Source organism: Tsuneonella litorea (genome assembly GCF_025154015.1).
In the GTDB taxonomy this organism is placed as follows: Bacteria; Pseudomonadota; Alphaproteobacteria; order Sphingomonadales; family Sphingomonadaceae; genus Tsuneonella; species Tsuneonella litorea.
Window position 1 is genome coordinate 81,728 of sequence record NZ_JAOAMV010000006.1, and the last position, 18,058, is coordinate 99,785.

Consider the following 18,058-nt stretch of genomic DNA (forward strand, 5'->3'; position numbering starts at 1 on the left):
GCGCTCAGTTCCTGAGATACAGAAGGGAGCCAGCCTCCCCTCCGTAATCGCGTGCCGCCAGGCGAAATCCGCGCCGCTCGAGAATGGCAATCGAACCGGCGTTGGCTTCGTCCACCGTGGCGCGGAGCGGGGCAATGCCGCGCTCGAGGGCGAAGCCGACAAGGGCATCGACGATTTCCCCGCCGTAACCCTTACCCCATCGGCTCGCAGCGAGCCCGTAGACGATCTCCTCGCTCCCGTCGCCCGGCCGCGCGAAACCCGCCCAGCCCACCGCGTCTCCGCTCGCCCGTTCGATCACAGCGCCTGTTCCATAGCCATGATGCGCGAGGTTTTCGGCCGACCGCCGCACCCACAGCCGCGCGTCCTCCGGCGCGAGGGGGCTGCCATCGCCGACGAAGCGCGCGACCCGCGGATCGGCGAAGAGGCGCACGAGGAACTGGACGTCCGCCTGGACGAAGGGGCGGATCGACAGTCTCTCGGTTTCCAGGGAGCCGCGCCGGATCATTCGCGCGGGGTCTGGCCGAACGCCTCTCAGTTGACCAGCCCCGGGCGCCCGTTCACGCGATGCGATAGAAATCAGCTACCCGGTCGAGCGCCAGCCGCAACACCAGCTTGCCGCTGCGCGCCGGCCAGGCAAGCGCGCGCTCGGCGTCGGCCAGCGCCTCACCCGCGCAGACCACGCGCCAGAGCACGTCTTCAAGACCCCTGCCTGCAGCGGCGAGCGCGCCGTCGAAGCGCGCCTTGGCGGCGATCTGCCTCTCTCCGGGGGTGAGACCCGTGTCCCCGGTCGATTTCCCACGCACAGGGTCCCACCGCATGGTCACGCGCGGCGCAAGCTGGGCACGCTCGTAATCGGCGCGCAGGCGTTCGCCGGCGTCGAACAGCCGCGCGTCGAGATGACCCCGGGCATGGAGCCAGGCAAGCGGCGATTCGGCGAGATTGACGGTGACCGAGCGAGCCTTCGCTCTTACCCCGGCCGCCCGGCGGGGCCCTTCGCTGGTGAGTTCGCGTTCGGCGAGTTGGCGCATTCGACGTTCTCCTTCTGTCGAATCGTCGCTTGCCAAATGGGGTTACCTGTAGGAAAGTGAAAAACCAATCTGGTTAGGAATCACCCATGATCAACCGCATCCGCGACATCCGGCGCGAGAAGGGCATGACGCTGGCCGACCTTGCCGAAGCCTGCGTCCCGCCCACCACGCCGCAGACCATCGGGCGGCTCGAAACCGGGATGCGGAACCTGTCGATCAAGTGGATGGACCGCATCGCGGCGGCGCTCGGGGTCGACCCCGAAACACTGGTCCGGTCCGAGGCGACCGCCCGCGCGCAGGTCGTCGCGGCGCTCGGCGATGCGGGTCCCGAGGCACTGGCGAATGCGCGCGATGCGCTGCTCCCGACGGAGCTGGGTGGCGGCGATATCCGCGTCGTCCTTGCGATCGAGGCGAGCGCGGGAGAATACCGCGCGGGCGACCACCTCTGGCTGCGCCAGATCGACCCTGCCGAGGCCGGGCAGGCGATCAACCGCGACGTTCTCGTGCCCAGGAAAGGGGGACGGTTCGCCTTCGGCCGGCTGATCGACCGCCAGGGCAACCGGGTCGGCGTGCTGCCGGTCGGCGCTGGCCAGAAACAGCAGGTTGTCGAAGACCCGGCGTGGATCGCGGTTGCCGAGATGCTCGTCCGGCCGCTTTGACATGACGCGCCGCGTTCTTTCCATCGCGACGCTCTACCCGAATGCCGCTGCGCCCCGTTTCGGCACGTTCGTCGCGCGCAGCCTGGAGGCGCTCGCCGGCCGCGATGGCTGGGAAGTGACGGTGATCAATCCGATCGCGCTGCCCCCGCTGGCGCTGGGCCGCTACGCCGCGCTCAAGGCGGCGGCGACGAGCGGCCTCGAGCGCGGGGTCGAGGTGCACCGGCAAACCTTCCGGACGATCCCGCGCTGGGGCGCGCGCTTCAATCCGCAGCTCATCGCGCGCAAGGTCCTGCCGCTCGCCCGCCAGCTCCACGCCAGGTCACCGTTCGACCTCGTCGATGCACAGTTCTTCTACCCCGACGGTCCCGCCGCCGCGCGCATCGCCGCGGAACTTGGCTTGCCGCTGTCGATCAAGGCGCGTGGCGCGGACGTCCACTACTGGGGCGCGCGGGCGGACGCGCGGCGACAGATCCTGGCCGCGGGGGCACAGGCGGCGGGGTTGCTCGCGGTCTGCGGCGCCCTGGCCGACGACATGGCCGCGATCGGCCTTCCGCGGGACAAGATCACCCTGCACTACACCGGGCTGGATCGCGACCGGTTCCGCCCTCTCCAGCACGCCCAGTTGCGCCGCCGGCTGGGGCGCGAGCTGGCCATCGACCTGCCCGGCGGCGTGCCGGTGCTGGCGACGGTGGGCGCGCTGATCGAACGCAAGGGACAGGCGCTGGTGATCGAGGCGCTGGGCGACCTGCCGCCCGATACAGTCCTGCTCCTGGTCGGCCGCGGCGAGGATGAGGCCGGGCTGCGCCGCCTCGCGGAAACCCGCGGGGTGGCCGGCCGGGTGCACTTTCTCGGCAGCCTCGACCACGACCTGCTCCCGCTCGTGCTGTCCGCCGCCGATGCGATGGTCCTGCCGTCGGCCAGCGAGGGCCTCGCCAACGCCTGGGTCGAATCGCTCGCCTGCGGCACGCCGCTGGTGATCACCGACGCGGGCGGTGCGCGCGAGGTCGTAACCGCGCCCGAGGCCGGCGTCATTGTCGCGCGCGACCCGCAGGCGATCGCGGCCGGCGTGCGGCTGATTCTGGATGAGCCGCCCGCACGCGCAGACACTGCTGCCCTCGCCCAGCGGTTCAGCTGGCAGGCGAACGGCGCCGCGCTGGCAAGCTACTACGCAGGGCTGCTGGCCTAGGCCTCGCCGCGCGCGATCCGTTCCGCCTTGTCCGGGACATCCGCCGCGGGCACGAAGCTGTCGCTCTTCACCCCGAACCAGATCAGCAGCGGTGCCGCCATGTAGATCGAGCTGTAGGTGCCGATGAAGATGCCCAGCGTGATCGCGGCGGCCATGCCGAACAGGCTGGCGGGGCCGAAGAACAGCAGCGGGATCAGCGCGATCAGCAGCGTCAGCGAGGTCATCACCGTGCGCGCCAGCGTCTCGTTGACCGACAGGTCGAGCAGCTCGGGAAGCGGCATCTTGCGATACTTCTTCAGGTTTTCGCGGATGCGGTCATAGACCACGATCGTGTCGTTGAGCGAATAACCGATGATGGTCAGGATCGCCGCGACGATGTTGAGGTCGAACTCGAGCCCCGTGATCGCGAACATCCCCAGAGTCAGCGACACGTCGTGGAATAGCGCGAACAGCGCGCCGACCCCGAACTGCCATTCGAACCGGACCCAGATGTAGATCGAGATCGCGATCATCGCGAACAGCAGCGACATCAGGCCCGTCTGGAACAACTCGCCCGAAACCTTGCCCGACACCGAATCGACGCCGTCGATGCGGATGCCGGGATGCGCCGCCTTGAGCGCACCGGTGATCCGCTCGGCCATCGTGTTGGCGAGGTCCGGCTGGCGGTCCGACCCTTCGGGCAGCTTCATCCGGATCGAAGCCTCGTTCGGCTGACCGAACCGCTGGATGATCGGATCGCCATAGCCGAGGCCGGCGATCTCCCGGCGCATCTCGCTGACCGGGGCGTCGTTCTGGCCGACGAAGGTCACCCGGATCATCTGCCCGCCGACGAAATCGACGCCGAGATTGAGGCCGTTGACGATGACCAGCGCCCAGCTCGCTGCGATCAGCAGTCCCGACACGACAAAGAACGGCATCCGCCATTTCAGGAAATGGATGTTGGTGTTGTCGGGAACGAGCTTGAGGAGTTTCATGTGCCTTGCTCCCGGATCAGATGTGCAGGTCGGCGGGCCGCGTGCGGCGGAGCCAGCCGGCGAACCACATGCGGGTGATGGTGACAGCGGTGAACATCGAGGTCGCGACGCCGATGACGAGGACGACCGCGAAGCCCTTCACCGGTCCCTGGCCGAAGAGGAACAGCAGCGTTGCGGCGATGACGTTGGTGATGTTCGCGTCGTAGATCGCGCGGCTCGCTTCCTTGTAGCCGGTCTCGACCGCGGCGAGCACCTTTCGCCCGCGTCGTCGTTCCTCGCGGATTCGCTCGTTGATCAGCACGTTGGCATCGACCGCGGCGCCGATGGTCAGCACGAAACCGGCTAGGCCCGGCAGGGTCAGCGTGGCGTTCATCACCGCCATGATGCCCAGGATCATCAGGACGTTAAGGATCAGCGCCGCGTTGGCGTAGAGTCCGAACCGGCCGTAGGTGACGATCATCAGCAGCAGGATCAGCACCGTGCCCACGCCCAGCGCGACGAGGCCGCGGCGGATCGAATCGGCGCCCAGATCGGGCCCGACGGTCCGCTCCTCGATCACCTTGAGGTCGACCGGCAAGGCGCCCGAGCGCAGCGCGATCGCGAGCTGGTTGGCGCTTTCGACGGTGAACCCGCCCGAGATCTGCGCGGTGCCGCCGCGAATCGGCTCGTTGATATTGGGCGCGGAAAGCACCTTGTCGTCGAGGATGATGGCGAACGGCTTGTTGACGTTCTGCGTCGTCAGCCGGGCGAACTTGGCGGCCCCTTGCTGGTCGAACTGGATATTGACGACCGGCGAGTTGTCGCGCGGATCGAACCCCTGCTGCGCGCCCACGAGGTTGTCGCCCTTGATGCCGCCGAGCCGGCGGACCGCGACCGCCTGGCCGGCGTTGGCCGAGCCGTCGGCATAGGGGTAGATCTGGCTCCCCGGCGGGGCAATTCCGGCCTGGATGTCGCTCGGCAGGGCGTTGAGGTCGACGAGCTTGAATTCGAGCTTCGCGGTCTGCCCGATCAGCGCCTTGAGCGCCTCGGGATCCTGCTGGCCCGGCGCCTGGACCACGATCCGCGTATCACCCTGGCGGATGATGGTCGGCTCGAGCGTGCCGATCGCGTTGATGCGGCGGTCGATGACGTCCTTGGCACTGTCCATCGCCTGGTCGAGCGCGTCGGCGAGGCCCTGCTGGGTCGGGGTCAGCACGAACCGCGTCTCGTCCACTACCGACAGCGACCATTCGCGGGTCAGCCCGGTCCCGTTGACGAGCGGGAGAACCGCTTCCCGCGCGCGGTCCACGTCGGCAGCGCTCTCGACCATGAAGCTCAGACGGTTGTTCTGGGTCGAGACGTCGCCGATGCGGATCGCCGGCTCCGCCTGACGCAGAACGGTGCGGACCGATTCCTCCATGGTCTCGAGCCGCTGGGCCGCAATCTGGCTGGCATCGGCTTCGAGCAGGATGTGGCTGCCGCCCGCCAGGTCGAGGCCGAGATTGACCGCCGGATCGGGCAGGCTGTCGGGCCAGTGCTGCCCCGACAGCGAGGCGAGCGAAGGCAGCGAAGCGAGCGATACGACAACGATCAGGCTCCACAGCCAGATCTTCTTCCACCGCGGGAAATCGAGCATGGGTTTCGCGAGCCCCGGTCTAGTCGTTGGCGGCGGCGGTGCCGCCCGGCGGGATCACGTCACCGATGGTCGCCTTGACCGCCTTGACCCGGACGCCCTGGCCCAGTTCGAGGTCGACGTAATGCTCATCGACCTTGACCACCTTGCCGACGAGGCCACCGGCAGTGACCACCTGGTCCCCCTTCTTGAGGCCGGCGACCTTTTCGCGGTGCGCCTTCTGCTGGCGCATCTGGGGCCGGATGAGCAGGAACCAGAAGATCGCGATCATGCCCACGATGGGCAGCCAGCTGATCCAGACGGGGGGCGCGGCCGCGGGAGTGGCGGCAGCGAGGATATCGAGCATCGTCTTGTCGGTCCGTTCGAACGAATATGGTGCGCCGGAAGATGGGCCAAGTCCAGATAGGATAAGGCCCGCCGGCGGCAATGGCCGGGCGCCTAGCAGCATCGCCTCACAAGGGCAATCGACCCGGCGCCGTGGCGCGCGCGCAACAGTGCCGACAGGCCGCTTGCCATGCCCGAGACGCCGACCTATAGGCGCGCGCTCCACTGGTCACGGGACGTAGCGCAGCCTGGTAGCGCACCACACTGGGGGTGTGGGGGTCGGAGGTTCGAATCCTCTCGTCCCGACCAGTGGCAACCCCCACCCGCGAACAACCTCGGCGAAACATCGGCAAACCATCGGCCCACCATCATGGGCATGGCCGGCCGTCTCGATACCGTGTCGAACAGCGGCCGCGCCGGGTCGCCCTTGTCATCGATACGGAGGTTTGTGATGCGATACCTGACACCCGCGCTCGCCCTGGGCGCGCTTTTCGTGGGCGCGCCGGCAATGGCGAACCACCTCAACAATCTGGAAACGCCCTATGCCAGCCGCGGGGCCTGCGAATCCGCCATCGCGCAGTTCGCGGCGGAAGACGCGCCCTCGCTGCTCGAGCGGTTTCCGAATTTCTTTTCGCGCCGGGGAGACGTCTCCAGTTTCCTGACCAGGGCGTTCAGCTGCGACTACGATCCGGTGGAACAGGCATGGTTCATCACCGATCGCAGGCTGGAGATTCTCACCAGCGACTGGTTCCTGCGCAAGCCCTAGGAGCCGGTCCTGCCGGGGAGGTGAACCCGATCTCGTCCTCCTCCCCGGTCAGATCACGAAATCGCGAACCCCCGGCAGCGGTTTCGCGCGGCCCGTCACCATCGCCCCGTGCAGCCGGGAAATCTGCCGGCTTCCCGTCCGCACGAACAGGAACGGCAGCAGGCCGTGTAGGACGCAGGCGAGTCCGCCCAGCATCATCCTGACCCCGAAACCCGTCGCATGAACCAGGTGCTCGCCATATGTTTCGCCCACCGAGGCGGGGTGTCGGGTGAACAGGTCGCGCACGGGCATCTGCGTTCTCCAGCCTTGTAACGCGATCATCCTATCGCAACGTGTTGCGAATTGGTTCCCAAATTGCGCCGCTTGATGTATGATTCATGCAATTGCATTCTGCAAAGGACGCACTTCGTGAAACTGGATTCTATCGATTGGGCGATACTCGCGCAGCTCCAACGCGATGCCGCGCTGCCAATCCAGGCCATCGGAGAACGCGTGGGGCTGTCGACCAACCCGTGCTGGAGGCGGATCAAGCGGATGGAGGAGGCCGGCGTCATCGCGCGCCGGGTGGCGTTGCTCGACCCCGTCATGGCCGGACTGCCGACGACGGTGTTCGTCGCCATCCGCACGACCCGCCACGATCCCGAGTGGCTCAAGGCGTTTGCCGACGGGATCGCGTCGATCCCCGAGATTCTCGAGTGCCACCGCATGGCCGGCGAAGTCGACTACCTGATGAAGATCGCGGTGCGCGACATTGCTCACTACGACCGCATCTACCAGCGCCTGATCGCCGCGGTGCCGGGACTGAGCGACGTCAGTTCGACGTTCTCGATGGAGGCGATGAAGGCGACGACCGCGTTGCCCCGCCCCGCCTGAAAATCAGCGCGCGGGACGAACGCTGCCCCGCTCGATGAGCTGGACCGGCACGCGGCGGGTCGGCTCGCCTTCGGGGTCGAAGATGCGCGAGACGAGCGCCCGGCCCGCCTCGGCGAAGTCAGGCTCGATCGTGGTCAGCGGCGGATGCGCGTGGACGCCGGCGGCAAGCCCGTCGAAGCCGACAACCCCGAAATCGTTCGGCACGCGCACGCCCGCGCGGTCAAGCGCCTCGAGCGCGCCGAGGGCGATCGCGTCGTTGGCGGCGAAGACGGCATCGGGAGGCTCCGGCAAAGCCAGCAGCCGCTCGATCGCCTCGCGCCCCCCGGCCACCCGGTCGGCCCCGGAAACGTCGAATGGCTCGATCGCAGGGAGCCCGCTGTGCATCAGCGTCTCGCGATAGCCTTGATACCGCTCGGCGAACTGGGGATGCTCGGAATCGACGGTGCCGAGAAAGCCGATCCGGCGGTAGCCGGCGTTAACCAGCCGTTCGACCGCGAGCTGCGCGCCGCGGGCATTGTCGGCCCGGACCCAGCGCCCGTCGTCGTGCGGGGCGCCCCAGACCGCCACCGGGCCTTCCGGGTCGGTTTTCAGCAAGTCCGCCCAGGCCGCCCGGTTGACGCTCGTGCCCATGACGACGAGCCCGTCTGCCTGGCCTTGCGCGAAGTAGTTCCAGCCGAACTCGCCCGGGTCCGACTGGAACGACACGAGCGACTGGTATCCGCATTCCGCGGCGGCCGCGCAGGTGCTGCCGAGCAGCGCGTAGTGAAACCCGCTCACCCGCGTCGGGTCGAAGCCAGTCCGTCCGACGACGACGATCGCCAGCGTCCCGGTGCGCCCGCTGCGGAGCCGGGCGGCGCGGGCATCGACGTGGTAGCCCAGCCTTGCCGCCGCCGCTTCGACGCGGGCACGGGTCTCGTCGGTGATCGAAGGCGACCCGGCGAGCGCGCGGCTGACCGTCGACTGGCTGACGCCCGCGGCCTCGGCCACGTCGAACGATGTCACCCGGCTGCGCCGCACCCGTCCCTCCGCACTGTTAGGGCGTTTCACGCACGCCCTTGTCGCCCGCGGTTCTTGGAAAGACCCGCGCCCGGTGTCAACGCAAATGCGGGAGCGCGATTGGCAAAAGCATTTTCCTACACGAACCGATATGGTTAGTTTCGGGTCGAATCAGGAGATTGTGTCCCATGCCCGTCCTTGAAACCCTTGTCGGCCCCATCGCCTCGATCATCGACAAGATCATTCCGGATAAGGAGGCTCGCGCGAAGGCCAAGCTGGCCTTGATCGAATTGCAGGGCACGCAAGATCTGAGACAGATCGAGGCGCGCCTCTCGGCGATCGTCACCGAGGCGCAGTCGCCAGACCCGTGGACCAGCCGCGCGCGCCCGAGCTTTCTCTATGTGATGTACGCGATGCTGCTGTTCGCCCTGCCGGTGGGGCTGCTGTCGCTGTTCCTCCCCGACGCCGCCGGGCGCATCGCGGGCGCGATGACCGCCTACCTGCGCGGCCTGCCGGATGAACTCTACGCGCTCTTCGGGACCGGTTACCTCGGCTACACCGCCGCGCGGCAGTGGGGGAAGATCAAAGGCGTGGACAACTGACGGCCCTTGGGCAGCCACGCTGCCAGCTAAATCGGGGCTGGAACCAACGCTCGCCAGACCTATTATATTGCAATGCACAATCCAGCCGACGACACGGTCACCAGGATCGCGCTCTGCACCCTCGCAATCGAGCGCAGGGCGGCGATCAAGGCGCGCTACAACGGCGCCGAGGTCGAACTGCACCCCCACCAGCTCGTCGATCGCAACGGCACGCCCTACTTGCGCGCGGCCAATCCGGCGAAGGCCCGCAGGATCGACGAGGCTCCCGCGCTTGGCTTCTTCCACCTTGGCGGCCTGTCCGACCTGACGCTGTGCGGCCATTCGTTCGAGCCGTTGTCGGCTGAATCGACTGCACCGGCCCGCGAGACCGACACGGTACTCGCGACGCTCTAGCGGCCCGGCCGGGTCCCCGCTAAGCGAGGCAGATGGCTTCGAACCTCGTCTACGTCCTCAACGGCCCTAACCTCAACCTACTCGGCACGCGCGAGCCGGAGATCTACGGCTCGGAAACGCTCGACGACATCGCGGCGATGCTCGATGACCGTGCGCGCGAACTGGGGCTGGAGGTCGACGTGCGCCAGTCCAACCACGAGGGCCACCTCGTCGACTGGCTGCACGAGGCGCGCGCCGACGGGGCGAAGGCGGTCCTGCTCAACGCGGGCGCCTATACCCACACCTCGATCGCGTTGCTCGATGCGATTCGCGCGATCGGCGTGCCGGTCATAGAGGTTCACCTGTCCGACCCGTCCTCCCGTGAGGCGTTCCGCCATGTGTCCTATGTCGGCATGGCGGCGGTGGACGAGGTGAAGGGGCTGGGCGCCCACGGCTATGTCGTGGCACTGGAAAAGGCGGCCGCGCTCTAGCGTCCTCCCCTTGCCAGCGCGGCTCGCCCCGCGCATAGGCACCCGCCTGACATAGCAAGAGGCAAAGATGGCCGAAACAAAGGGCGCCGCCGGGCGTAGCTCGGGCATGAACGTCGACACCAAGCTGGTTCGCGAGCTCGCCGAGCTGCTCGCCGAGACCGGCCTTACCGAAATCGAGGTCGAGGACGGCGACCGCAAGGTCCGCGTCGCGCGCGGCGGCGGCGTTCCGATGGCCGCGCCTGTCGCGATGGCTCCGCCGCCTCCGCAGGCGGCGCCCGCCGCCCCGGCGACGCCTCCCGCGGCGGACGCACCGGCCGATGTCGCCGGTGCGCTGAAGTCACCGATGGTCGGCACCGTCTACCTGTCGGCCGAACCGGGCGCCGCGCCGTTCGTGAAGGTGGGCGACAGCGTGAAGAAGGGCGACACGCTGGTCATCGTCGAGGCGATGAAGGTGATGAACCCGATCACCGCCGACAAGGCCGGCACGATCAAGGCGATCCTTGTCGAGAACGCCCAGCCGGTCGAATACGACCAGCCGCTGGTCGTGATCGGCTGAGCACGCCATGGGAATCTCTCGGATACTGATCGCCAACCGCGGCGAGATCGCGCTGCGCATCCACCGCGCCGCGCATGAGATGGGGATCGAGACGGTCGCGGTGCATTCGACCGCCGATGCGGACGCGATGCACGTCCGCCTCGCCGACCACGCGGTGTGCATCGGCCCGCCCAGCGCGACCGACAGCTACCTCAACGTCGCGGCCATCATCTCGGCCGCCGAGATATCGCAGGCCGACGCGATCCACCCGGGCTACGGGTTCCTGTCCGAGAACGCCAAGTTCGCCGAGATCGTCGAGGCGCACGGGATCACCTGGATCGGCCCCAAGCCCGAACACATCGTGACGATGGGCGACAAGGTCGAGGCCAAGCGCACGGCAGGCAGGCTCGGCCTGCCGCTGGTGCCGGGCAGCGACGGCGCGGTCAGCGACTTCGAGGAAGCGAAGAAGATCGCCGACGACATCGGCTATCCGGTGATCATCAAGGCGGCCTCGGGCGGCGGCGGCCGCGGCATGAAGGTGTGCGAGAGCGAGGACACGCTCGAGACGCTGATGAAGCAGGCCGGCAGCGAGGCCAAGGCCGCGTTCGGCGACGCCACCGTCTACATCGAGAAGTACCTCGGCAATCCGCGGCACATCGAGTTCCAGGTGTTCGGCGACGGCAACGGCAACGCGATTCACCTCGGCGAGCGCGACTGCTCGCTCCAGCGCCGCCACCAGAAGGTGCTCGAGGAAGCGCCCTCGCCCGTCATCACGCCCGAGGACCGGGCGCGCATGGGCGACGTCTGCGCCAAGGCGATGGCCGACATGGGCTATCGCGGCGCGGGCACGATCGAGTTCCTGTGGGAAAACGGCGCGTTCTATTTCATCGAGATGAACACCCGCCTGCAGGTCGAACACCCGGTGACCGAGGCGATCACCGGGCTTGACCTCGTCCGCGAGCAGATCCGCGTCGCCGACGGCAAGCCGCTGTCGGTCACGCAGGACGAGATCGCGTTCAAGGGCCACGCGATCGAGTGCCGCATCAACGCCGAGGACCCGTGGACCTTCGCCCCCTCGCCGGGGCTGGTTTCGGCGTACCACGCGGCGGGCGGGATGCACGTGCGGGTCGATAGCGGGCTCTACGCCGGCTACCGGATCCCCCCGTACTATGACAGCATGATCGCCAAGCTGATCGTCTACGGGCGCACGCGCGAAGGGTGCATCATGCGCCTGCGCCGCGCGCTGGAGGAAATGGTGGTGGAAGGGGTGAAGACCTCTATCCCGCTCCACCAGGAACTGATCCGCCAGCCCGACGTGCTGAGCGGCGATTACTCGATCAAGTGGCTCGAGGAATGGCTCAAGGAGCGCGCGTCCTGACCGGTTGCGAACGCCGCGGCCCGGTGTTGGCAAACCATCGGTAATTCATCGGCGCTCCATCATGGACTGATGGCGCGCTGCGGCAGAACCTGCCCCCACCTTGGATGAGGAGGGGTGCATGAACACGCAATTCCGGCGCGCTGCAGCGGCAGCCCTGGTGATGACCTTGACTGGCGGTTGCGGCGAGGGCTCCGGCGGTCCGACGCAAGGCGCCGCCGTTTCGAGCGGGCAGACGGGTGGTTCGGGAACCACCTCGAACGCGCCGTCGAACACCTATCCGCCGGCGCCCGCCAACGCGAACGGGCCGGTCAGCTACGACGCGGTCGGCTGGTCGAAGGACCACAAGGCCGGGACGATTTCCGAGATCGCGCCGGCAGACTTCACCTTCGCGTGGGACGGGCAATCGTACTACAACGTCGCGATCGCCAGAGTCGGCGCGGGGCGACTGCGCTACTTCTTCGGCAGAAACGGCAACGCCAGCGTGTTCTCGCTCGAACAGGCGGACGGGACCGTCATTCCAGTCGCCGTTTCATGGGTCGCCACCGAGCCGCTGCTCGCGCGCGCCGAAAGCGTGTTCTATCATTATCCGGCATCGGGCACTTCCACGCCCGCCAGAGAATTCTCGGGCGCCCTGATCCTTGGCCGACTGACCGGTGCAGCGGCCATGCCAACCGCCGGCACCCGCACCTATCGCTTCCAGAGCCAAGGGACCGGGACGGCCGAATTCACGGCGGATTTCGCATCCGGCACTCTCGCGGGCAATCTCGCCATCAGTTATCAGGACGCCTGGGGACCGTATCCCCCCACGCCCGCCACGCTGTCGAACCTGGTCTGGTCGCCCGACAGGACATCGTTCTCGGCAACCTACACGCTCGCAGGGACCCCTGGCGAGGGGACGCTGAAGGGGTGGTTTTTCGGCCCCGGAGCGGAAACCCTCGGCCTCGCCTGGAAAGGTCCGGTGGGCGATCCGTACGACAGCACCACCACTTACGAGGTGTTCGGAGCATGGCGTCTCGACTAGCCGGGCCGCGAAGGGGCATCGCGGCTAGTCCAGCGGAACGCCGGGCTCGTGCTTGGCGGTACGGATCGTCAGCGAGGTCTTCACGCTGTCGACGTTGGGCGCAGGGGTCAGCTTGCTGGTCAGGAATTCCTGGAAGCTCTGGAGGTCCTGGCTGACGATCTTGAGGATGAAGTCGATCTCGCCGTTGAGCATGTGGCACTCGCGCACCTCGGGCAGCGACTTCATGTGCTCCTCGAACTCGCGCAGGGCGCTCTCGGCCTGGCTCTTGAGGCTCACCATGGCGAAGACCGTGATCGCGAAGCCGAGCTTGGAGGGATCGAGTTCGGCGTGGTATCCGCGGATCACGCCCTCTTCCTCGAGGCTGCGGACCCGGCGCAGGCACGGCGGCGCGGTCAGGCCCACGCGGCTGGCGAGCTCGACGTTGGTCACCCGTCCCTCGGCCTGCAGTTCCGCGAGCAATTTCCGGTCGATATCGTCGAGATTGGCCATTAGGGCGCCCCTGATATGCCCGCCCGGACCCTGTTTTCCGGGCAACGAAGGCAGCGCTGAGTCGCGCTGCCGGATAATTTTATTGTTTCTGCCAGCAATTGTCCCGCTTTGCAACGCGCGGGCCGTCACCCGTGCGGCGCGCACCGCTGCGTGGTAGTCGACAAGTGGACGGCGCGCCTTCCGGTAGCGGTCGGCGGTGCCATATCAGGAGCAGCATGCATTTCGACGATCGCCTTGCCACGGTCCTGCGCCACCGCGCGGCGGGCGAGCGCGCGGCGCGTACGCAGTTCCGCCAGCTGCTCGACCTGCTCGGCAGCCGGCGGCACGGCCGCGACGAGAGCCTGCTTGCAGCGGCCTGGCTGAGGCTGGCCGCGCTCGGGGAATCGCTCCCCGCGGTCGAGCGCGCGCAGATGATTCGCGAACCGGGGTTGCGGTTCCGCAATCCCGAGCTGGCGCTCCACCTGGCCGAGGACGAGCCCGAGGTGGCCGCAGCCGCGCTCGGCGTTGCCCACCTCGGCGTCGACGATTGGGACGCGCTGATCCCCCGCCTGCCGATCCGCGCGCGGGGCTTCCTGCGGCTGCGCCGCGACCTCCCGGTCCCGACGCAGGAACTGCTCGAACGACTCGGCGTGCGCGATCGCGGCCTGCCGCGTCCCCAGCACATGGGGGACGCCGCGCACGAACCGCTCGACCTCGTGGTCGAAGCCGAACCCGCAGCGCCCTTCGGCCGTATTCCGGCCAACGACGTCGCCGACGACGCGGCCACTGCGCAACCCGCCCCGGCGCCCGGCGATGCCCCCGCGGTCGCCGCCGACGACAGCGAGATCGGCGCGCTGGTCAAGCGGATCGAGGCATTTCGCAGGCACCGCGCCGCGCATCCTTCGCCCGAGCACGACGATCCCCGCCTCCCGCTTGGCGAGCGCAGGGATGCAGCGCCCCGGCCGCTCGCGGGCTTTGCCTTTACGACCGACGCGGAAGGCCGGATCGACTGGGCCGACGCACCCGTCGCGCCGATGGTGGTCGGCGCGCTGCTGGCCGCCGCCAGCAGTCGGTCCGGCCGCCACCAGCCGATCGTCGCCGCGCCGGTCCCCTGGCAGGGTGCGCCGGCCGTCTCGGGCGATTGGGTCGTCGACGCGGCGCCGCGGTTCAGCGATCCGGGCGGCCGGTTCCTCGGCTACGCCGGCCGGTTCCGCCGCCCCGCGCCGCCCGAGGCCGCCGCACCGGCGCGCGATCCGGCGGCCGACCGGATGCGTCAGCTGCTCCACGAGCTGAAAACGCCGGTCAACGCCATCCAGGGCTTCGCCGAGGTCATCCAGCAACAGCTGTTCGGGCCCACGCCGCACGAATACCGCGCGCTCGCCGCCGCGATTGCCGGCGACGCGGCGCGAATCCTTGCCGGGTTCGACGAGCTTGACCGGCTGGCCAAGCTCGAGAGCGGCGCACTGCAGCTCGAACCCGGCCAGGCCGATTGGGCGCAGATCGTGACCGCCCTCGCCCGGCAGCTCGACGACGTGCTCAGCCCCCGCGGCGCGCGGTTCGACGTGGCGACCGCGCCCGGCCCGCTGCGCGTACCGCTCGACGCGCACGACGCCGAGGCGCTCGGCTGGAGGCTGCTGGCGACGCTGACCGGTGCCGCGGGCCCCGGCGAAGTCCTGTCGCTCGACCTCGCGCCCGAGGACGACTCGGTGCGCCTCGCGGCCACCGTTCCGGCCTCGCTCGCGCAGGCCGATGACCTCTTCGCAGCCGATGGGCGCGCCGGCGGCGGCGCGGTGAGCGCGGGAATGTTCGGCGCCGGCTTCGCGCTCCGCCTCGCCCGCGCCGAAGTTGCCGCCACCGGCGGGACGCTGGTTCGCGACGGCGACCTACTGGTCGTCACCCTCCCCCGCTTGACCGAGGCCAGGCGCGACCCTAGCCCGGTCGAGGCCGACGCCGCCCACGGGTAGGCGTCGGGGCGCATCGGCGAGCCGCCCGGATCGGGTCGCCGGGACCAGGGGGCACGATGGACCGGCCGATCACCGAACCGCCGCCGCAGGGCCGCGCCGCGCAATTCGGACCGGAGTTCGGCCAGCGCGTACTGCTGACAGTCGATACCGAGGAGGAGTTCGACTGGAGCGGTCCGTTCACCCGCGACGCGCACGGCCTTTCTCACGTAGAGGCGATCCCCCGCTTCCAGGCCTTCTGCGAGGACCTGGGCGTCGTCCCGGTCTACCTCGTCGACTGGCCCATCGCGACAGACGCGCGCGCGGTCGAAGTCATCGGCAGCGCGCTGCGCGGAGGCCGCGCCGAGGTCGGCATCCAGCTCCACCCGTGGGTCAACCCGCCGTTCGAGGAGGACGTCAGCCTCCGCAACAGCTTCGCCGGCAACCTGCCCCCGGCGCTCGAGCGCGAGAAGTTCCTCCGCCTGCGCGACGCGATCGCCGATGCGTTCGGTACCGACCCGCTGATCTATCGCGCGGGGCGCTACGGCTTGGGCCCGCAGACCGCGACCTTGCTTCGCGAGGCCGGGGTTCCGATCGACAGCTCGGTGCGCGCAAACTACGACTACAGCGCAGGCCACGGCCCCGACTACAGCCGCCACCCGCTCGCGCCGTACTGGGTCGACGCGGAACGAAACCTGCTCGAACTCCCGCTCACCACCGTGCATTTCGGGATGCTCCGCAAGCAGGGCCGCGCGCTGCAGCCGCTGCTGGCGCGGGCCCCTCGCGCCGCGGGGGTGCTGTCCCGGCTGGGCCTGCTCGAACGGATCGCCCTGACGCCCGAAGGCGTGACCGCCGAGGAAGCACTGCGCGGGATCGACATCGCGCTCGACGACGGCCTGCCGCTTCTCGTGCTGAGCTTCCACAGCCCCTCGCTCGCGACCGGGCATACGCCCTACGTGCGCAGCGAGGCGGACCTCGAACGGCTCTACGACTGGTTCGACCGGATCTATGCCTATCTCGAGATGCGGGGCGTGGCTCCGACCACCGTGGCCGAGATCATCGACAGCGTAAGGCGCTGATCCGCTTGCCAGCGCGCGTGGCCAAGTCTACCGAGCGCCGCACCGGCCGGGACCCACATGGGGTTTCGGAAAAAGGGGCCTGTAGCTCAGCGGTTAGAGCTGGCCGCTCATAACGGCTAGGTCGCGGGTTCGAATCCTGCCGGGCCCACCACCGGCCGGCCGATCAGGTCGGGGAGTAGCGCAGCCCGGTAGCGCGCCTGCTTTGGGAGCAGGATGTCGCAGGTTCGAATCCTGTCTCCCCGACCAATCGCTTCACCCTGGTCGCGCAGCAGCGCGCGCGTGGCGTGACCCCGTTGATGCCGGTTGTAGTCCCCTGTCTCGTCCCCGCCGCGAAATCGTATGCACGCGAATCCGCGAGTGACATCCTTGCCGGCTGCTGGCATCGGTTTGAAAACAATGCATAGCCGGGCGACAGTTCCGGCGGATCGGGGAGAGTGACGACAATGGCATCTCAGGCACCTGCGGAATCCGGCGCTCCGCCATCGACTGTCGGCGCGTTCGCCAGCGTCACCACGCTGTTCTTCGCGTGGGGCTTCATCACATCGATGATCGACCCGCTGGTCGCCGCGGTGAAGGGCATCTTCTCGCTCTCTAACCTCGAGGCGCAGCTGACCGCGTTCGCCTTCTTCATTGCCTACGGCGTCGTTTCCATCCCTGCGGCGATCCTCGTTTCGCGGCTGCGGGCGGTGCCCTCGATCGTGCTCGCCATCGGCCTGATGATCGGCGCGTGCCTGATCATCCTGGGCGCGAGCAATCTTGCCACCTACGAAGGCGTGCTGCTTGGCCTGTTCGTACTGGCAAGCGGCATCACGATCCTGCAGGTGGCCGCCAACCCGCTCGCCGCCGCGCTCGGCAGGCCCGAGCGCAGCCATTTCCGGCTGACCTTCAGCCAGGCGTTCAACTCGCTCGGGACCGTACTCGGCCCGCTGCTCGGCGCAAAATTGCTGCTCGAGCGGGTCGAGGTGGCTCCCGGAACGCAGATCGCTGCCGAGGACCGCGCCGCCGCGCTCGCCTCGATCGACGTCAGCTTCCTGCTCATCGCCGGCATGCTGGCCCTGCTTGCGGCGTTCATCTGGCTGTCGCGCCATCGCATCACCCGCGCTGCCCCGCATACCGCGGAGCCGCACGGTTTTTCTGCCACGCTGTCCGAAGTCGCTGGTTCGCGCTGGGCTCTGCTGGGCGGACTGGCGATCTTTCTCTACGTCGGGGCAGAAGTCTCGATCGGGACGCAGATGGCGCTCTACCTTCATTCGGACCAGAGCTGGGGCATCCCGCTGCAGCGGGCCGGCTATTACGTCAGCCTCTACTGGCTCGGCGCGATGATCGGCAGGTTCGCCGGGTCCGCCATTCTGACCCGCGTCCCCGCGGCGCGGCTGCTGGCGGCGTTCGCCGCGCTCAATACCCTGCTGTGCCTGTTCGTGCTCGTCGTGGGCGGCGCGGCGGGAGGCTACGCGGCGCTCTCGATCGGGCTGTTCAACTCGATCATGTTCCCGGTCATCTTCACCCTCACGCTCGAGCGGTCGACAGCCTCGACCGAGGCGACCTCGGGCTTCCTGTGCACCGCGATCATCGGCGGCGCGCTGCTGCCGGTGCTGACCGGCGCGGTGGCCGACGCGACGAGCTACGCCACTGCCTTCATCGTGCCCGGCGTGTGCTACCTGCTGCTGGCGCTCATCGCGCTGGCCGCGGGGCGCGCGGTGCTGCGGAGCGACATGGAGGCCGCGCCGTCGATCGGGCACTAAGGGCCAGGCGGT

The 18,058-nt window shown here is 68.6% G+C and carries 21 protein-coding genes and 3 tRNA genes; 16 read left to right on the forward strand and 8 right to left on the reverse strand.

Annotated features, from left to right (window positions below; all coding sequences use genetic code 11):
- Nucleotides 1-4: 4 nt before the first annotated feature.
- The gene (locus tag N0B51_RS12410; protein ID WP_259962726.1) at nt 5-505 is read right to left on the reverse strand and encodes a GNAT family N-acetyltransferase; all 501 of its coding nucleotides are present in this window, start codon (nt 503-505) and stop codon (nt 5-7) included.
- Between the two features lie 52 nt (nt 506-557).
- A complete protein-coding gene (locus tag N0B51_RS12415; protein WP_259962728.1) occupies nt 558-1,028 on the reverse strand; it encodes a DUF6456 domain-containing protein in 471 nt (156 codons plus the stop codon).
- 86 nt (nt 1,029-1,114) lie between these two features.
- Here N0B51_RS12415 and N0B51_RS12420 point away from each other — a divergent pair, with 86 nt between their 5' ends.
- Both N0B51_RS12420 and N0B51_RS12425 read left to right on the forward strand, forming a co-directional pair.
- Nucleotides 1,115-1,687: a helix-turn-helix domain-containing protein gene (locus N0B51_RS12420; RefSeq protein WP_259962730.1), complete on the forward strand. Its 573-nt coding sequence runs from the start codon at nt 1,115-1,117 to the stop codon at nt 1,685-1,687.
- 1 nt (nt 1,688) lies between these two features.
- A complete protein-coding gene (locus tag N0B51_RS12425; protein WP_259962732.1) occupies nt 1,689-2,873 on the forward strand; it encodes a glycosyltransferase in 1,185 nt (394 codons plus the stop codon).
- Here the strand turns inward: N0B51_RS12425 and secF are convergent.
- The 3 genes from secF to yajC are packed head-to-tail and all read right to left on the reverse strand — an operon-like array spanning nt 2,870 to nt 5,805.
- On the reverse strand, nt 2,870-3,847 hold the full coding sequence (gene secF, locus N0B51_RS12430; protein ID WP_259962734.1) for a protein translocase subunit SecF: 978 nt from the start codon (nt 3,845-3,847) through the stop codon (nt 2,870-2,872). The genes N0B51_RS12425 and secF overlap by 4 nt on opposite strands.
- A gap of 16 nt (nt 3,848-3,863) precedes the next feature.
- Complete coding sequence (gene secD, locus N0B51_RS12435) at nt 3,864-5,462, reverse strand: protein translocase subunit SecD (RefSeq protein ID WP_259962735.1); 1,599 nt, start codon at nt 5,460-5,462, stop codon at nt 3,864-3,866.
- A 19-nt stretch (nt 5,463-5,481) separates the two neighbouring features.
- Complete coding sequence (gene yajC, locus N0B51_RS12440; protein ID WP_259962737.1) at nt 5,482-5,805, reverse strand: preprotein translocase subunit YajC; 324 nt, start codon at nt 5,803-5,805, stop codon at nt 5,482-5,484.
- Nucleotides 5,806-6,015: 210 nt separating this feature from the next.
- On the opposite strand from yajC, the gene N0B51_RS12445 reads away from it, so the two are divergent.
- Nucleotides 6,016-6,092, forward strand: a tRNA-Pro gene (locus N0B51_RS12445).
- Nucleotides 6,093-6,234: 142 nt separating this feature from the next.
- Complete coding sequence (locus tag N0B51_RS12450; RefSeq protein WP_259962739.1) at nt 6,235-6,549, forward strand: hypothetical protein; 315 nt, start codon at nt 6,235-6,237, stop codon at nt 6,547-6,549.
- A gap of 48 nt (nt 6,550-6,597) precedes the next feature.
- Here N0B51_RS12450 and N0B51_RS12455 read toward each other — a convergent pair whose 3' ends face one another.
- Nucleotides 6,598-6,840, reverse strand: coding sequence for a DUF6356 family protein (locus tag N0B51_RS12455; RefSeq protein ID WP_259962740.1), 243 nt, complete (start codon nt 6,838-6,840; stop codon nt 6,598-6,600).
- Nucleotides 6,841-6,957: 117 nt separating this feature from the next.
- Between N0B51_RS12455 and N0B51_RS12460 the strand changes: the two genes are divergently transcribed.
- Nucleotides 6,958-7,422, forward strand: a complete 465-nt coding sequence (locus tag N0B51_RS12460; protein ID WP_259962742.1) for an Lrp/AsnC family transcriptional regulator — start codon at nt 6,958-6,960, stop codon at nt 7,420-7,422.
- 3 nt (nt 7,423-7,425) lie between these two features.
- Here the strand turns inward: N0B51_RS12460 and N0B51_RS12465 are convergent, their stop codons facing one another.
- Nucleotides 7,426-8,469, reverse strand: coding sequence for a LacI family DNA-binding transcriptional regulator (locus N0B51_RS12465; protein WP_259962743.1), 1,044 nt, complete (start codon nt 8,467-8,469; stop codon nt 7,426-7,428).
- A gap of 137 nt (nt 8,470-8,606) precedes the next feature.
- Here N0B51_RS12465 and N0B51_RS12470 point away from each other — a divergent pair, with 137 nt between their 5' ends.
- The 6 genes from N0B51_RS12470 (at nt 8,607) to N0B51_RS12495 (ending at nt 12,817) form a co-directional block, all read left to right on the forward strand.
- Nucleotides 8,607-9,020 (forward strand): holin family protein, encoded by a 414-nt coding sequence (locus tag N0B51_RS12470; RefSeq protein ID WP_259962746.1) that lies wholly within the window; start codon nt 8,607-8,609, stop codon nt 9,018-9,020.
- Between the two features lie 72 nt (nt 9,021-9,092).
- Nucleotides 9,093-9,413: a hypothetical protein gene (locus tag N0B51_RS12475; RefSeq protein ID WP_259962748.1), complete on the forward strand. Its 321-nt coding sequence runs from the start codon at nt 9,093-9,095 to the stop codon at nt 9,411-9,413.
- Between the two features lie 32 nt (nt 9,414-9,445).
- Nucleotides 9,446-9,883, forward strand: a complete 438-nt coding sequence (locus N0B51_RS12480) for a type II 3-dehydroquinate dehydratase (protein ID WP_259962749.1) — start codon at nt 9,446-9,448, stop codon at nt 9,881-9,883.
- A 67-nt stretch (nt 9,884-9,950) separates the two neighbouring features.
- The gene (accB, locus tag N0B51_RS12485; RefSeq protein ID WP_259962751.1) at nt 9,951-10,439 is read left to right on the forward strand and encodes an acetyl-CoA carboxylase biotin carboxyl carrier protein; all 489 of its coding nucleotides are present in this window, start codon (nt 9,951-9,953) and stop codon (nt 10,437-10,439) included.
- A 7-nt stretch (nt 10,440-10,446) separates the two neighbouring features.
- Complete coding sequence (accC, locus tag N0B51_RS12490) at nt 10,447-11,796, forward strand: acetyl-CoA carboxylase biotin carboxylase subunit (RefSeq protein ID WP_259962752.1); 1,350 nt, start codon at nt 10,447-10,449, stop codon at nt 11,794-11,796.
- A gap of 118 nt (nt 11,797-11,914) precedes the next feature.
- Entirely contained in the window at nt 11,915-12,817 is a 903-nt protein-coding gene (locus tag N0B51_RS12495) for a HupA family protein (protein WP_259962753.1), read from the forward strand.
- Between the two features lie 24 nt (nt 12,818-12,841).
- Here N0B51_RS12495 and N0B51_RS12500 read toward each other — a convergent pair whose 3' ends face one another.
- Nucleotides 12,842-13,306 carry an Lrp/AsnC family transcriptional regulator gene (locus tag N0B51_RS12500; protein ID WP_259962754.1) on the reverse strand — a complete coding sequence of 155 codons (465 nt, stop codon included), beginning with the start codon at nt 13,304-13,306 and terminating at the stop codon, nt 12,842-12,844.
- A gap of 215 nt (nt 13,307-13,521) precedes the next feature.
- On the opposite strand from N0B51_RS12500, the gene N0B51_RS12505 reads away from it, so the two are divergent.
- From N0B51_RS12505 to gluP, 5 genes are all read left to right on the forward strand, one after another.
- The gene (locus tag N0B51_RS12505) at nt 13,522-15,249 is read left to right on the forward strand and encodes a histidine kinase dimerization/phospho-acceptor domain-containing protein (RefSeq protein WP_259962756.1); all 1,728 of its coding nucleotides are present in this window, start codon (nt 13,522-13,524) and stop codon (nt 15,247-15,249) included.
- Between the two features lie 56 nt (nt 15,250-15,305).
- Nucleotides 15,306-16,304 (forward strand): polysaccharide deacetylase family protein, encoded by a 999-nt coding sequence (locus N0B51_RS12510; protein ID WP_259962757.1) that lies wholly within the window; start codon nt 15,306-15,308, stop codon nt 16,302-16,304.
- 75 nt (nt 16,305-16,379) lie between these two features.
- Nucleotides 16,380-16,455 (forward strand) — tRNA-Ile (locus tag N0B51_RS12515).
- Between the two features lie 18 nt (nt 16,456-16,473).
- Nucleotides 16,474-16,550 (forward strand) — tRNA-Pro (locus N0B51_RS12520).
- Between the two features lie 197 nt (nt 16,551-16,747).
- Nucleotides 16,748-18,046, forward strand: coding sequence for a glucose/galactose MFS transporter (gene gluP, locus N0B51_RS12525; RefSeq protein ID WP_259962758.1), 1,299 nt, complete (start codon nt 16,748-16,750; stop codon nt 18,044-18,046).
- Nucleotides 18,047-18,058 lie beyond the last annotated feature (12 nt).